Genomic DNA, 13,953 nt, shown 5'->3' with positions numbered 1-13,953 from the left:
CCGGCCGCGTGTCGGTCGCCATGGCCTGGTTCGGTCTGATGAGCGCGATGTTCTTCGTGGTGGTCGGCGCGACAGTCGCCCTGGCCGTTGGAACGATCAACTCCCTCATCGGGATCGGTCTGTCGGTCATTGCCTACGGGCTCATCAACGCCGTCGCCGCGCGGGTGGCCAACACGACGGGGACGAGCGTGTCGCTGTTCTCCCGGGTGCTTTTCGGCCGAGCTGGCTCGGCTTTCGCCGCGGCATTGTTCGGCATCACGATCACCTACTACGTGGTCGCCGAGGGTTCGATCGTCGTCTCGGCGCTGCATGCCTATTTCGGCGGGTTGCCGATCGCGTTCTGGGCGTTGATCGTGGTCCTCTATCAGGCACCGTTGGCGTGGCGCGGGGTGGCGACCTGGCTGGACCGGCTCAACGGCCTACTCCTACCGCTCTACGTGCTGGGACTCGTGGGTTCGGTGGTGTGGGCCATCGTCGAGTACGGCTACAGCGACGAGTGGCTCACCTACACACCGTCTTCGAGTGCCGATCTCGGCGTGCCCGGCTGGTGGTATGCCTTCGTCATCTACATGGGGGTGTGGGTGGTGACGATGATGGCGTGGGACTACGCCCGTTTCGGTCGTCCCGCCGATGTGAGGTTCAACTCGCACATCACTTTCGGCACGCCCTTCTACGTCGCGGCCCTGCTCGTCAATGCGGCCGTGGGAATCTTCCTCGCGCAGACGATCTCGATCGCCGGCGCCCTGAGCGAGGAGTCGGCGATCCTCGGGATCATCTCGATGATGGGTATCTGGGGCCTGCTCTGGGTGCTCGTCAGTCAGACGCGGGTCAACAGCGGCAACTTCTATCTCGCATCGACGAACTTCCAGAACTTCTTCGCCCGCACCGTCAAGTTCTCGATGCCGCGCACATTCTGGGTGATCGTGGTAGCTGTGGTCGTCTATCTCATGATGCTCACCAACGTGCTGAGCTGGATCACGGTCTCGCTGCAGTATCAGGGCGTGCTCATCGTCGGCTGGGTGGCGATCGCATTGACCCACATCGGCTGGATGCGGGTGCGGGGTATGAAGGCGGAGTCGCTCGAATTCCGGCCCGGCCGTGTGCCCGCGATCAATCCCGGTGGCGTCACCGCGTGGGGTGTCTCGGCCGTGGTGGGTATCGCCATGGTGGCCGCAGGTGGTTCGGCCGGTGCCGTGTGGGCGCCACCGGTGTCCTTCGTGCTCGCCGCCGTGATCTACGGGCTGGCGCTGAGGTTCAGCAAGCCGGGCTGGTTCACGATGGAGCGTCCGCACGATCCTCGCGACGAGGTCGAGGACATGTGGGAGGCGCGTATGCGTTGCCACGCGTGCGGTGACAGCTACATCGCCTATGAGATGGACCGCGATCCGTCGGCTGGTCATCAGCTGATCTGTTTGGCGTGTGCATCAGACGAGGTCGGATTCCAGCGTGCGGCCGACAGGGAAGCTGCGCATCGTTCATGAGGTCTGCCGCCTCACGGTGAGTAGACAGTGCAACGCCTATGTGTGCCCGGGTCCGACAGTTGTCGGACCCGGGCACACGTGGTGGACAACCCGGGCAAAACTGCCCGAATTTCCCACCGCTGGACATGTTGCCTGTCATTCAACACAGTCGTCACACTCTCGAAACAGTCCTAGAGTCTAATCACAGGCAACAAGTTTCCTACGGTGATCCAGGTCCCTGGAGAACCGACCGACCAGAAGGAGTAGATATGACCGTCGAAACCAACAGCGCACTCGAGTTCCGGGTCACCAGCGGAGCGTGGGAGAACCTGCCGAAGATGCCCGAGTCCGAGTATCCCGGAACCGAAGGCTTCATCGGTGACGTCTATGAAAACCCTGACGGCAGCGAGATGTGCTCGGGCTACTTCGAGCTCCGTCACACCGACGCGCCGCTGTACTACGAATATGCCTATGACGAGATGAAGGTCGTCCTCGAGGGCGAGTTCCTGCTGGAGAACAAGGAGACCGGACAGAAGACGGTGGCCAAGGCCAAGGACGCGATCTTCTTCCCGAAGGGCTCCAAGATCTACTTCAGCACCCCGAGCTACGCGCTCGCGTTCTACGCCGGGCATCGCGACTCCACCCTGCTCTGAACCGCCCGACCCTCCGGAACGGACCAGTTCTGCCATGACCACCTCTGAGATCTCGGCGGAGACCGCCGCCCAGATCCCGTTCAGCAGCATCCCGGCGTGGGCACGCCCCGCCGGGCTCGGCGAGGTCACCCCGCCGAGCGCCGACCGCACGCCCGACGGCGCGTCGTACCTCGTCATCGGAATCGGTGAGGCCGCGCACGCGTGGGCTACCGAGCGGGTCGCCACCCTGCCGTCGGGCAGGCCGAGCACACTCATCTGCGTCGAGACGCCCGCCGAGGCCACCGACGCGCTGCGGGATGCGCTGGCCTCGGCGACGGTCGGCGTGCGCGTGTACGTGGCCGGACCGGTCGGTGCCTGTCTGACGGTGCGAGCGGCGGCGGTCACCGCCGGGATCGAGGACGACGAACTCGTGGTCGAACCCGTCGGTGCCGGCCCGATCGACGTGTTCTGTTCGCATTGTCGGACGGTCACCTCGGCGCTTGCCGATATCGACGACATCGTCGACTGCACCGGTTGCGGCCGTGGACTTCTCGTGTACTACCACGTCTCCCGCAGACGCGGCGCGTTCCTCGGGTTCATGGCCGACGCCGAGACCCCGAATCGAGAGGACACCGCATGACCCTCACGACCAGTCGGCCCGCCCGTTCTGTCCCCGAGGACGGCACGATGACGTTGCGCGTCACCTCGATCGTGAAGAGCGGCCGCGACATCCGCACCTTCACCTTCGCCGACGGTGCACGAGGATCCGGCTGCGCCGACGGCGTGCCGCTACCCGGCTTCGTCCCGGGCAGCCACCTGGTGGTGCGGGCCGGCCCGTACACCAACGCCTACAGTCTTGTGTCCGACGGCACCGCGCCCACCGAGTATTCGATCTCGGTTCTGCGCGTCGCCGACGGCGCGGGCGGCTCACGCTGGATGCACAGCCGACTACAGGTGGGCGATGAGATCCGGGTGTGGTTGCCGCGCAGCGCCTTTCCGCCGATCGCTCGCGCCACCAAACACCTGCTGATCGCCGGTGGTATCGGTGTCACGCCGATCCTCTCGCACCTGCGGGCGGCCCGCCGCTGGCACCGTGACACCCAAGTGCTCTACACCTTCCGGCCGGAGAACGCCGCGCACGTCGACGAGGTCACCACCCTCACCGACGGCCGGGCCGAACTCTACACCGTCCGTGCCGATTTCGTGACCAGGCTGGCCGAGGTCCTGACCACGCAACCGCTGGGAACCCACCTGTACGTCTGCGGACCCGGCGGGCTCATCGACCACGTCGTCGACTCCGCGAAGGCCGCAGGCTGGCCGGAGTCACGAATCCACTTCGAGCGCTTCGGGATCGACGCCCTCGATGCCGGCGATCCCTTCCAGGTGCACCTGACCGGTAGCGAGATCACACTCGACGTCCCGTCGGGCACCAGCATGCTCGAGGCCATCGAAGCGGCCGGCGTGGCCGTACCCAACCGGTGCCGTCAGGGTGTGTGCGGTGAATGCCGCATCCCCGTCACCGCAGGCACCCCGATCCACCGAGACCTCTACCTCAGTGCCGAGGAGAAGAACGCGGGAGACGCAGTGATGCCCTGCGTTTCCCGCGCCGCCGACGGATGCACCCTGGAGATACCACTGTGACCATCGATCTGCCACCTGCCCCGGCCCCCGACGCCGCCGGTGACCTCGTCACCGGCTTCCCGTTCCCCTTCCCCGAGGATCGCTACCGCTACAGCACCAACGTCGAGCCTGCGGGCACACCCAGCGTGACCGCGGCCGGCCAGTGGGGTGCCGCCGTGGTCGACATCGACGCCGAGTACCATCACGAACTCGACGCTCGCGCAGCGGTTCTCGCGTCCGATCCAACCCGCCACGCCGTCCTGCCGCACATGGTGCCCGCCGCCTGGGACGCGATGCTCACACTGATGCGCGAGCTCGCCCTCGCCTACCCCGACCACATGCACCTGACCGCCACCGGCCCCGACACCTGGCAGTGGCGTAACGACCTGCTCGGTGTCGAGGCCGACTTCCGCTACGGCGACCAGGCCACGCTGGGTGAGGAACCGTTGCGCTACATCACCTCTCAGGTCCAGGAGGATGTGGCCCTGCTTGATCAGCGTGACGAGCAACTCTTCGTCGACGCCGGAGTCATCACCTTCGCCGCCGACTGGAGCTTCGGATTCGACGTCGGCATGAGCTTCCTGGAGATCCACGGGCCGGTCCCGCGCGTGAAGAAGATGGGCGTCATCACCCGCGCCCACGAATTCCTCAAACGCCTTCAGCCACATCAGCCCTACCGCCGCACCAACTGGACGCTGACCATCGGCCGCCGACTCGACGTCTCCACCGAGATCTACCCCGAATGGGGTCCCGACCGCGAGACGATCGCGCATGTCGACGACACCGAATTCGGCGCCCTGGTGCATCTTCGCGTCGAGGTCCAGCACCTGATCCGGCTGCCCGACTCGGGTGCGCTGATGTTCCTCATCCGCACATACATGCTTCCGTTGGAACAACTCGCCGGCGTCGAGCCCTGGCGTCGGCGCGCCGCCGACGTGCTCGCCGAACTGCCCGCAGACATGGCCGACTACAAGGGCATCATCAAGTACAAAGACCGTGCCGCCCAATGGTTGCGGGATGCCGCGCCGACGCCACCGAGTCCCGAGCCGCACCCCGGGCTGCCGCGGTGGCCGGCCACGCCACCCGAGGTGAACGTCGAGGCCGCCGCCTTCCTCATCGTATCGATCGGCGGTGATCCGTCGGCTGCACAGACCGCGCGCACCTGGGTCGCCAAGGCCAGCGAATCCGGGTCCACCCGACTGGTGGTCCTCGATACACTCACCGACGCGGACGATGTCGCGACGCTGCGGCGCGCACTCGACGAGTCCGTCACCGGAACCAGGGTGATGATCACCGGTGGTCAGTTCGATGTGATGATCGCACTCGCCGTCGCACGAGCGGCCGGGGCAATCGCGGACGAACTGTCCGCCCATGTCACCTCTACCGACGATCTGCCGGTCTACTGCGCCCACTGCCACACCACCAGCCGCATTCTCGCCCGCCCAGGCGAGACCGTGGACTGCCCGGGATGCTCGATGAGAATCGAGATCCACGAGCATCATTCGGCCACGCGTGGAAGTTTCCTCGCCTCCGCCGCCGACGCCGGGGAGCTGTCATGACCGGAGCTGTGGTGACCCGAGCTGCTTCGAACGGGGTCGACGACGCCGACGTATCCGCGGCGGGCACACATCTGCACCCGGGTTATCACACCGGACCCCGATTGATGCGTGTCGTCGAGAAACGCGCACTCACCGAGTCGGTCACCCACTTCCGATTCGTTCCGGCCGACGATGACGGTCCGTCGCTGGTGCCGTATCAGCCGGGCAGCCACCTCATCGTCACGATCGGTGCGCCCGGAAGCACTGTGCGCAACGCCTATTCCCTCGTCGACGACGGGCTGTGGCCGACCAGTTACGGTATCTCGGTCCTGCGACGCGGTGAAGGCGGCGGATCGGATTGGTTGCACGACACACTCACCGAGGGGTCGACGGTCGAGATCGAGGGTCCCCGTTCGATGTTCGCGCCCGTCCTCGACCAGCGGCACGCGCTGTTGATCGCCGGCGGCATCGGGATCACCCCCATCCTCTCCCACGTCCGGGCGCTGGCGCGCGATTCTCGGGTGACCGCCGAGGTCATCTACTCCTATCGGCCCGGGCATGGCGCGCACCTCGATGACCTGCGTGCGATGGCGTCCCACGACGGCATCACCGTCCTGGAGGCCTGCGGGGTGGAGGAAACCATTTCCGCCATCCGATCGCGAATGGCGGTGCAACCGTTCGGTACCCATGCGTATGCGTGCGGGCCTGCTGCGCTCCTCGACACCTACACCCAATTGGCCGCCGACGCCGGGTGGCCGGCGGCGCGCGTCCATCTCGAGCGCTTCGCCGCACCCGAACAAGACCCGGGGGACCCGTTCTTGGTTCGGCTCGCCTCCACCGGCGAGCGCCTCGACGTCCCCTCCGGGGTCTCACTGCTCGAGCGCCTTCTCGATCACGGCGTCGCGGTGCCCAACCTGTGCCGGCAAGGAGTGTGCGGCGAATGCCGCATCCCGGTGCGGGCAGGTGCCGTGCTGCACCGTGATTTCGTCCTCGACGACGAGGAAAAGACCGCGAACACCGCGATGATGTGCTGCGTATCGCGTGCCCTGCCCGACAGCCCTGAGATCGAGGTGGACCTGTGACCCTCACCCCGCCCCTGACCGCATCGACATCCACTCCGCCGAGCCCTGATTCGCCGAGCCCTGATTCGCCGACCCCTGATCTGTCGAGTCTCGACTCACTGACTCCCGCTGCCCGCGAGTATCTTTCGCAGCCCGTTGACCATTGTGCCAACATCCCGTGGCCGTTTCCCGACGACGCTTCCGAGTTCTCCTACACCGTCAACGTCGAGCCCGCCCGCGTCCCGCGGCGTACGCGCGGTGGGGAATGGGGACGCCACCTCGTCGACCTCGGTGGTGCCGAATATCTCGACTACATGCGCGAACGACGTCGCATCCTCGACGAGGATCCGTCGCGTGTGCGGATCATGCCCGGAATGGACGTCGCCTGCTGGGATCTGTTGCTGTACTACCTCCGCGATCTGGCACTGGCCTACCCCACCGTGATGCATCTCACCGAAGGCGCCGACCGGCGGTTCCACTGGCGCAACGAGTTACTCGGCACCGACGCCGAATTCGTTCTCGGTGACCTCGAGAGCCTCCCGTGCCATCCGCTGGAGTTCCTCGCGCGCGAGGTCCCCGACGACCTGCTCCTCGTCGTCGAACGCGACGGCCGGCTCTACTTCGACGCCGGGATCGTCACCTTCGCAGCCGCCTGGTCGGTGGCCTTCGACGTCGGCATGGACATGTATGAAATCCACGCTCCGGTACCGGGTTTGATCCGCGACGGGATCGTCGCGCGCGCCGAACAGTTCCTCCGTCGGCTACCCGCCGACGCGGTCTATCGGCGGGTCAACTGGACGCTGTCGGCATCGGATTCACACAAGCTCGACGTCAGCCTCGAACAACTGCCCGAGTGGGGTCGCGACATACCCACGATGATCGCCGACGGCGACTACGGTCGCGCGCGGCTTCGGATCGAACTCGAGCACTTCGTCCGGTTGCCGACCTCCGGTGCGGTGACGTTCAATATCCGCACGTTCATGGCCTCGCTCGACGAGGTCCGGCGCATCCCGGCGTGGGCCGAGCAGTTGGCCACCGTCATCGAAACCCTCGACGAGCGCATCGCCGCGTACAAGGGCTTCCTCGACTACCGCGACAACGTCGTCGCCTACCTCCGCGGGCACTGACCGCCCCATCACCCTCCATATCCCTCTCTACCAAGGACTGTCATGGAAGTAGTTGCCGCACACGCGGATCTGTCATGGATGCTGGCCGCATTCGCCTTTCTGGTACTCATGATCCCCGGCCTGGGTCTCTACTACGGGGGCATGCTCGGCGGACGCAACGTCCTGAACATGATGTCAATGGTGTTCGCCACCCTCGGAATCACCTGTGTCATCTATGTTCTCTACGGTTATGGCCTGGTGTCCGGGCCGTCGATCCACGGCTGGGGGATCATCGGCAATCCCGTGCACTACCTCGGGCTCGGTGAGCACCTCACCGACGATCAGTCCGGCGGTATCCAGGTGCTCTACATCGCGGCGTGGTTCATTCTGTTCGCCGCCATCACCGTCGCGATCGTGGCCAGTGGTGCGGCCGGTCGGATGAAGTTCAGCGCGTGGCTGGTGTTCGTTCCGATCTGGCTGACCCTGGTGTACTTCCCGGTCGCGCACTGGGTGTTCGCCGCCGACTCCGACGAGGGCGCAGGAGGCTTCCTGCTCAACAAGATCCACATCCACGACTTCGCCGGTGGTACGGCGGTGCACATGAACTCCGGTGTGGCCGCGCTCGCCCTGGCATTGGTCCTCGGTGCCCGGCGTCGCCGTGCCGAGCGGCCGCACAACGTGCCCATCGTGCTCCTCGGTGGCGGCATCCTCTGGTTCGGCTGGTTCGGATTCAACGGAAGTTGTGCCGGCGGAGCCAATTTCGTCACCCAGTTCGTCGTCCTCAACACCCTGCTCGCCGGCGGTGCCGGCATGCTCGGCTTCTGGGCGATCGAGAAGTGGCGGGAAGGTCATGTCACCGCTCTGGGTTCGATCACCGGCGCGATCGCCGGGCTCGTCGGCATCACCCCGTCGGCCAACACCGTGACGCCGATCGGCGCACTGATGGTCGGCATCCTCGCCGCGGGTGTCGTCGCGTTCTTCCTGAGCTTCAAGCCCAAGTTCAAGGTCGATGACAGTCTCGACGCATTCATCGTCCACGGAATCGGCGGCATCGTCGGCACCCTGTGCATCGTGCTGTTCGCCGCGGGCAGTGCCCCGGCCGGTGTCACCGGTCTCCTGTTCGGTGGACCGATCGACATCCTGTGGCGCGAACTCGCCGGCATCGTCATCACCTGCACCTTCTCCTTCGTGATGACCTGGCTGATCGCCAAGGCCCTCGACAAGACGATCGGCCTGCGCGTCGACGCCGAGACCGAGACCCAGGGACTCGACTCCTCGATCCACGCCGAGACCGCCTACGAGATCCCCGCGGCCGGCGTCGGTCACGGTGGCCTCTCGGGTATGTCGCCGGCACTGGCCACCCAGAGCGTGGAGAACGGGCTCTCCGAGACCGCTCAGCCCGTCGGCACCTGATCGCTGTGCACGACACCGGGGGCGCATCACACCGTGGTGCGCCCCCGGTGCCATTTTGATCGATGGTCGTGCACTTCCCTCGATGGCCGGCCCCATTTGACCGATGGCCGAGCCTCGAGTCCCATTGCACCGGTGCTGGTTTCGGGTTCCAGCGTCATCTGCGGGGGTCTCGAGGCTCCTCGCCCCAGGGGGCTCGTCACACCTCGACCACCGGGTGGGGTGGCGGAGGAGTAGGTGGTGCGGCCACCGGTGGTCACACCTCGACCACCGGGTGGGAGTGGCGGAGGAGTAGGTGGTGGGGGCATCGGCGGTCACACCTCGACCACCGACGACCACCCCACCCAACCCGATACCTGCACCTCACAGCCCCGAAACGCAATCGCAACACAACGGGGGTCTACTACAGGTAGACAAAAGTTCATCGGAGTGGACATACTAGAGCCAACACAACCACCGGAGCCCTGCCATGACTGACACCACCAACGATCTCGCCGAACTCTGCGCGAAGTCGGGGACCAAGTTCATCCTCGCCATGTTCGTCGACTTGCGCGGCAAGCCCTGCGCCAAGCTCGTTCCCGTCGAGGCCGTCGACGAACTCGCCACCGACGGTGTGGGTTTCGCCGGCTACGCGGTCGGTGCGATCGGGCAGGAGCCGCGCGACCCCGACCTCATGGCCATCCCCGACAGCTCGTCGTTCCTGCCGATCCCCTTCATCAAGGAAGGGCTGGCGATCGTGCACTGCGACCCGCACGTCGAGGGCAAGCCGTGGCCGTTCGCCCCACGCAACATCCTGCGGGCCGTCATCGCCCAGGCCGAGGACGCCGGCTTCGAGCCGTGGGTGGGCGCAGAGGTCGAGTACTTCCTGCTCAAGCGCGCCGCCGACGGTTCGCTCGTGACCGCCGACGACGCCGACGACTCCGATCAGCCCTGCTACGACGTCCGCGGTCTGACCCGGATGTACGAGCACCTCACCGCGGTGTCCACCGCGATGAATCAACTGGGCTGGAGCAACTACGCCAACGACCACGAGGACGGCAACGGCCAGTTCGAGCAGAACTTCGCCTACTCCGACGCGCTCACCACCGCCGACCGCGTCATCACCCTGCGCTATCTGCTCTCCACGATCGCCGCCGAACGCGGCATGGTGGCCACCTTCATGCCCAAGCCGTTCGCCGAGCGCACCGGAAGTGGCCTGCACCTGCACCTTTCGTTGACTTCCAACGGCCAGCCGGTCTTCCCCGCAGAGTTCGGCGACGACCGCGGGCTCGGCATCTCGCCCACCGCCTACGGATTCGTCGCAGGCGTCCTCGAGCACGCCTGCGCGCTGCAGTCGGTGATGGCTCCGACGGTCAACTCCTACAAGCGGACCGGCGCCACCGCCACCCGCTCGGGCGCCTCCTGGGCACCGCGCGTGCCCACCTACGGCGGCAACGACCGCACCCACTACATCCGCATCCCCGACGACCAGCGTGTCGAGCTGCGCGGCGGCGACGGATCGGCCAACCCGTACCTCGCGATCGCCGCCGCGCTGGGCGCCGGCCTCGACGGCATCAAGCGCAGCCTCGATCCGGGCGCCCTGGGCACCTGCCCCGAGCACGTCGGCACCCTGCCGCTGACACTGCTGCACGCGGTCGACGCGCTCGAGGCAGACCCGGTCGTGGCCGGCACCCTCGACGCCGCGATGACCGAGGAGTGGCCCGCCGACAAGCAATCGGTCTCGGACTACTTCAGCAAGCTCAAGCGCGAAGAATTCTTCGCCTGGCACTCGGCCGTCTCCCCGTGGGAGGTCGATCAGTATCTCACCGCTTTCTGACCACACACCCGGTTCACATCCCTGATCCGTCCACCCCAGAACCACGAAAGGCCCACACCATGTGCGGAATCGTCGGGTTGCATCTACGCAACCCCGATCTGTATCCCCGCCTCGGGGAACTGCTCACCGGCATGCTCGGTGAAATGCAGGACCGCGGCGCCGATTCGGCGGGCATCGCCGTCTACGGCAACCCCAGCTGGGTGCCCGCCGACCACGCCTGCGTCTCCCTTCTCGAGATCGACGTCGCCGCCGACGACGCCCAGGCTGCCGTCACCGAGGCACTCGGCAGTCCGGTCGTCGCCCAGTATGTCGACACCACCCTCGTGCTGTCGGCGCCCGTACCCGCCGAGGAGCTGCTCGGCGCCGCCCGCACCACCTACCCCGGCGCCCTCGTCGCCGGTTTCGGTAGCGACCTGACCGTCCTCAAAGGTGTTGGCGCACCCCGTGATCTGACCGACCAGTGGGGCCTGGCCGCCGCACAGGGCTGGCAGGGCGTCGGGCACACCCGCATGGCGACCGAGTCCGCGGTGACCCCGGCCGGAGCACACCCGTACGCCGTCGGACCCGAACAGTGCCTGGTGCACAACGGATCGTTCTCCAACCACGCCACCATCCGCCGCGAATTGTGCGCGGAGGGCGTTGAATTCGATTCCGAGAATGACACCGAGGTCGGCGCACGCTTCGTCGCCCACCAGCTCGCGCAGGGCAAGGACGTCGAGACCGCACTCAAAGAGGTCTGTGCCACCTTCGACGGCTTCTACACCCTCGTCGTGTCCAACCGCGACTCGTTCGCGGTGGTCCGCGACGCCATCGCCTGCAAACCCGCCGTGATCGCCGAGACCGACGACTGGGTGGCGATGGCCAGTGAATACCGAGCCCTGGCGCACCTGCCGGGCGTGGAGAACGCACGAATCTGGGAACCAGAACCGGAGGTGGTCTACGCATGGACCCGCTGAACACCGATCGCACCGTCTTCGATCTGTCCGAAACCTCGCTGCGCGAAGTCAATTCGGTGCTGCACGGGGAGATCGCCGGAGAGATCGAGATCAACTCACCGGCCGGTGCGCACAGCGTCGCCGCCGGGGTCAACGCCCCGGTGAAGATCACCGTCAACGGTCACGTCGGCTATTACGCCGCCGGCATGAACCAGCAGGCCGAGATCACCATCAACGGCAACGCCGGCACCGGTGTCGCCGAGAACATGATGAGCGGCACCGTCGTCGTCAAGGGCAACGCCTCCCAGTCGGCCGGTGCCACCGCACACGGCGGCCTGCTCGTCATCGAGGGCGACGCCGCCGCGCGCTGCGGGATCTCGATGAAGGGTATCGACATCGTCGTCGGCGGAAACGTCGGTCACAACAGCGCTTTCATGGCCCAGGCGGGCCGCATGGTGATCCGCGGCAACGCCGGTGCAGGCCTGGGTGACTCGATCTACGAGACCCGTCTCTACGTTCGCGGTGAGGTCGCCTCCCTCGGCGCCGACTGCATCGCCAAACCCATGCGCGCCGAGCACCTCGACGAGCTCGCCGGCCTGCTCAAGGCCGCGGGCTTCAAGGACGACGACCCGACCGAGTACTCGCGATACGGATCGGCCCGCGAGCTCTACCACTTCCACGTCGACAACACGTCGGCGTACTGACCCCCGGCGAACCCACCCCTCGGCCCCTCGTCCGACGACCCAGCGCCGCACCCGGAGACATCATGAACCTCAGCAACGAACAGCGCGGTCTACGCGAATCCGCGACCTTCGACCGCACCACCATCGCCGCCATCCAGCGTGCCGCCGACACCGGCGTCTACGACATCCGTGGGTGGGGCGCCAAGCGCAAGCTGCCGCACTTCGACGACCTGCTCTTCCTGGGCGCGTCGATGTCGCGGTACCCCCTGGAGGGCTATCGCGAGCGCTGCGACACCGACGTCGTGCTCGGCAGCCGAAATGCCAAGTACCCCTTGCACCTCGACACCCCGGTCACGATCGCGGGCATGAGCTTCGGTGCGCTGTCGGCCGGCGCCAAGGAGGCACTCGGGCGTGGTGCGTCGGAGGTCGGCACGTCCACCACCACCGGCGACGGCGGAATGACACCGGAGGAGCGGGGGCAGTCGAAGAACCTGGTCTACCAGTACCTGCCGTCGCGTTACGGCATGAACCCCGACGACCTGCGCAAGGCCGACGCCATCGAGATCGTCCTCGGCCAGGGCGCCAAGCCCGGCGGCGGAGGAATGCTGCTGGGGCAGAAGATCTCCGAGCGGGTCGCTCACATGCGCACCCTGCCGGAGGGTATCGATCAGCGCAGCGCCTGCCGCCACCCCGACTGGACCGGCCCCGACGATCTCGCCATCAAGATCAACGAGCTGCGTGAGATCACCGACTGGGAGAAGCCGATCTACGTCAAGGTCGGTGCGACCCGCACCTACTACGACGTCAAGCTCGCCGTGCACTCCGGTGCCGACGTGGTGGTCGTCGACGGCATGCAGGGCGGTACCGCAGCCACGCAGGAAGTGTTCATCGAGCACGTCGGCATCCCGACACTCGCCGCGATTCCGCAAGCCGTGCAGGCACTTCAGGAGCTCGGTGTGCATCGCGAGGTCCAACTCATCGTCTCCGGTGGGATTCGTAACGGTGCCGACGTGGCCAAGGCCATGGCGCTCGGTGCCGACGCCGTCGCCATCGGCACCGCCGCGCTGATCGCCCTGGGCGACAACGATCCGCGGTATGCCGACGAGTACGAGAAGATCGGCTCGGCGGCCGGCTTCTACGACGACTTCCAGGACGGCCGCGACCCGGCCGGCATCAGCACCCAGGATCCCGAACTGTCCGCCCGGTTCGATCCGATCGTCGGCGGAAAGCGCCTGGCCAACTTCCTGCGGGTGACGACGATGGAAGCCCAGACCATCGCCCGCGCCTGCGGCAAGGCACACCTGCAGCACCTCGAACCCGAAGACCTGGTGGCGATCTCGATCGAGGCCGCAGCGATGGCGCGCGTCCCGCTGGCCGGCACCAGCTGGATTCCCGGAGCAGGGGCGGTGTTGTGAGTACCGAGACCGCATCCATCGTCATCATCGGTGGCGGCCTGGAGGGCGCGGCCACCGCCTGGGCGCTCGCGCAGCGTGGCGTCACCGATGTGGTTGTCTGCGAACGCGATACCGTGGGCGCGGGTATGACGGGCAAGTCATCGGGCATCGTCCGCTGCCACTACGGCGTCAGTTCGCTGGCGGCGATGGCAGCCGTCGGGCTCGAGGTGTTCGAGAAGGCCGAGGAGATCTTCGGCACCGACATCGGGTTCCGGCAGACCGGCTACGTCGTCGGAGG

Annotated in this window: 13 protein-coding genes; all 13 read left to right on the top strand. The window is 66.6% G+C overall.

Going from position 1 to position 13,953, the window contains the following annotated elements; translation table 11 throughout:
• Window positions 1-20 precede the first annotated feature (20 nt).
• Window positions 21-1,481 (top strand): thiamine permease, encoded by a 1,461-nt coding sequence (locus B1964_RS26625; protein ID WP_253194213.1) that lies wholly within the window; start codon window positions 21-23, stop codon window positions 1,479-1,481.
• A gap of 248 nt (window positions 1,482-1,729) precedes the next feature.
• Window positions 1,730-2,113: an ethanolamine utilization protein gene (locus B1964_RS26620; protein WP_006368878.1), complete on the top strand. Its 384-nt coding sequence runs from the start codon at window positions 1,730-1,732 to the stop codon at window positions 2,111-2,113.
• A gap of 34 nt (window positions 2,114-2,147) precedes the next feature.
• Window positions 2,148-2,732, top strand: coding sequence for a dimethylamine monooxygenase subunit DmmA family protein (locus tag B1964_RS26615; protein WP_079931956.1), 585 nt, complete (start codon window positions 2,148-2,150; stop codon window positions 2,730-2,732).
• Window positions 2,729-3,733 (top strand): PDR/VanB family oxidoreductase, encoded by a 1,005-nt coding sequence (locus B1964_RS26610; RefSeq protein ID WP_079931955.1) that lies wholly within the window; start codon window positions 2,729-2,731, stop codon window positions 3,731-3,733. The genes B1964_RS26615 and B1964_RS26610 overlap by 4 nt, the downstream gene beginning before the upstream one ends.
• Window positions 3,730-5,271, top strand: a complete 1,542-nt coding sequence (locus B1964_RS26605) for a DUF3445 domain-containing protein (RefSeq protein ID WP_079931954.1) — start codon at window positions 3,730-3,732, stop codon at window positions 5,269-5,271. Before B1964_RS26610 ends, B1964_RS26605 begins: the two co-directional genes overlap by 4 nt.
• A complete protein-coding gene (locus tag B1964_RS26600; protein WP_079931953.1) occupies window positions 5,268-6,332 on the top strand; it encodes a PDR/VanB family oxidoreductase in 1,065 nt (354 codons plus the stop codon). The genes B1964_RS26605 and B1964_RS26600 overlap by 4 nt, the downstream gene beginning before the upstream one ends.
• Before the next feature lie 80 nt (window positions 6,333-6,412).
• A complete protein-coding gene (locus tag B1964_RS26595; RefSeq protein ID WP_035727404.1) occupies window positions 6,413-7,438 on the top strand; it encodes a DUF3445 domain-containing protein in 1,026 nt (341 codons plus the stop codon).
• Window positions 7,439-7,480: 42 nt separating this feature from the next.
• On the top strand, window positions 7,481-8,830 hold the full coding sequence (locus B1964_RS26590; protein ID WP_079931952.1) for an ammonium transporter: 1,350 nt from the start codon (window positions 7,481-7,483) through the stop codon (window positions 8,828-8,830).
• A gap of 466 nt (window positions 8,831-9,296) precedes the next feature.
• Entirely contained in the window at window positions 9,297-10,643 is a 1,347-nt protein-coding gene (glnT, locus tag B1964_RS26585; protein ID WP_079931951.1) for a type III glutamate--ammonia ligase, read from the top strand.
• Between the two features lie 59 nt (window positions 10,644-10,702).
• Complete coding sequence (locus B1964_RS26580) at window positions 10,703-11,599, top strand: glutamine amidotransferase (RefSeq protein ID WP_079931950.1); 897 nt, start codon at window positions 10,703-10,705, stop codon at window positions 11,597-11,599.
• The gene (locus B1964_RS26575; protein WP_079931949.1) at window positions 11,587-12,282 is read left to right on the top strand and encodes a protein glxC; all 696 of its coding nucleotides are present in this window, start codon (window positions 11,587-11,589) and stop codon (window positions 12,280-12,282) included. Before B1964_RS26580 ends, B1964_RS26575 begins: the two co-directional genes overlap by 13 nt.
• A gap of 62 nt (window positions 12,283-12,344) precedes the next feature.
• Window positions 12,345-13,676, top strand: a complete 1,332-nt coding sequence (locus B1964_RS26570) for an FMN-binding glutamate synthase family protein (RefSeq protein ID WP_014358171.1) — start codon at window positions 12,345-12,347, stop codon at window positions 13,674-13,676.
• Window positions 13,673-13,953, top strand: a 281-nt coding sequence (locus B1964_RS26565; RefSeq protein WP_139765886.1) for an FAD-dependent oxidoreductase, incomplete at its 3' end; no start/stop codon positions are given. The genes B1964_RS26570 and B1964_RS26565, both read left to right, overlap by 4 nt.

The sequence above is a fragment of the Gordonia sp. i37 genome (assembly GCF_002043085.1).
Classification (GTDB): domain Bacteria; phylum Actinomycetota; class Actinomycetes; order Mycobacteriales; family Mycobacteriaceae; genus Gordonia; species Gordonia polyisoprenivorans.
Note: the sequence above shows the minus strand (reverse complement) of the source record. Positions and strands in the feature narration are given on the sequence as shown.

Bases quoted from the DNA above. Each gene is read 5' to 3' on its own strand.
- B1964_RS26625 (WP_253194213.1), top strand. From the start codon at position 21: ATGGCCTGGTTCGGTCTGATGAGCGCGATGTTCTTCGTGGTGGTCGGC.
- B1964_RS26575 (WP_079931949.1), top strand. From the start codon at position 11,587: ATGGACCCGCTGAACACCGATCGCACCGTCTTCGATCTGTCCGAAACC.
- B1964_RS26590 (WP_079931952.1), top strand. From the start codon at position 7,481: ATGGAAGTAGTTGCCGCACACGCGGATCTGTCATGGATGCTGGCCGCA.
- B1964_RS26570 (WP_014358171.1), top strand. From the start codon at position 12,345: ATGAACCTCAGCAACGAACAGCGCGGTCTACGCGAATCCGCGACCTTC.
- B1964_RS26600 (WP_079931953.1), top strand. From the start codon at position 5,268: ATGACCGGAGCTGTGGTGACCCGAGCTGCTTCGAACGGGGTCGACGAC.
- B1964_RS26615 (WP_079931956.1), top strand. From the start codon at position 2,148: ATGACCACCTCTGAGATCTCGGCGGAGACCGCCGCCCAGATCCCGTTC.
- B1964_RS26610 (WP_079931955.1), top strand. From the start codon at position 2,729: ATGACCCTCACGACCAGTCGGCCCGCCCGTTCTGTCCCCGAGGACGGC.
- glnT (WP_079931951.1), top strand. From the start codon at position 9,297: ATGACTGACACCACCAACGATCTCGCCGAACTCTGCGCGAAGTCGGGG.
- B1964_RS26620 (WP_006368878.1), top strand. From the start codon at position 1,730: ATGACCGTCGAAACCAACAGCGCACTCGAGTTCCGGGTCACCAGCGGA.
- B1964_RS26580 (WP_079931950.1), top strand. From the start codon at position 10,703: ATGTGCGGAATCGTCGGGTTGCATCTACGCAACCCCGATCTGTATCCC.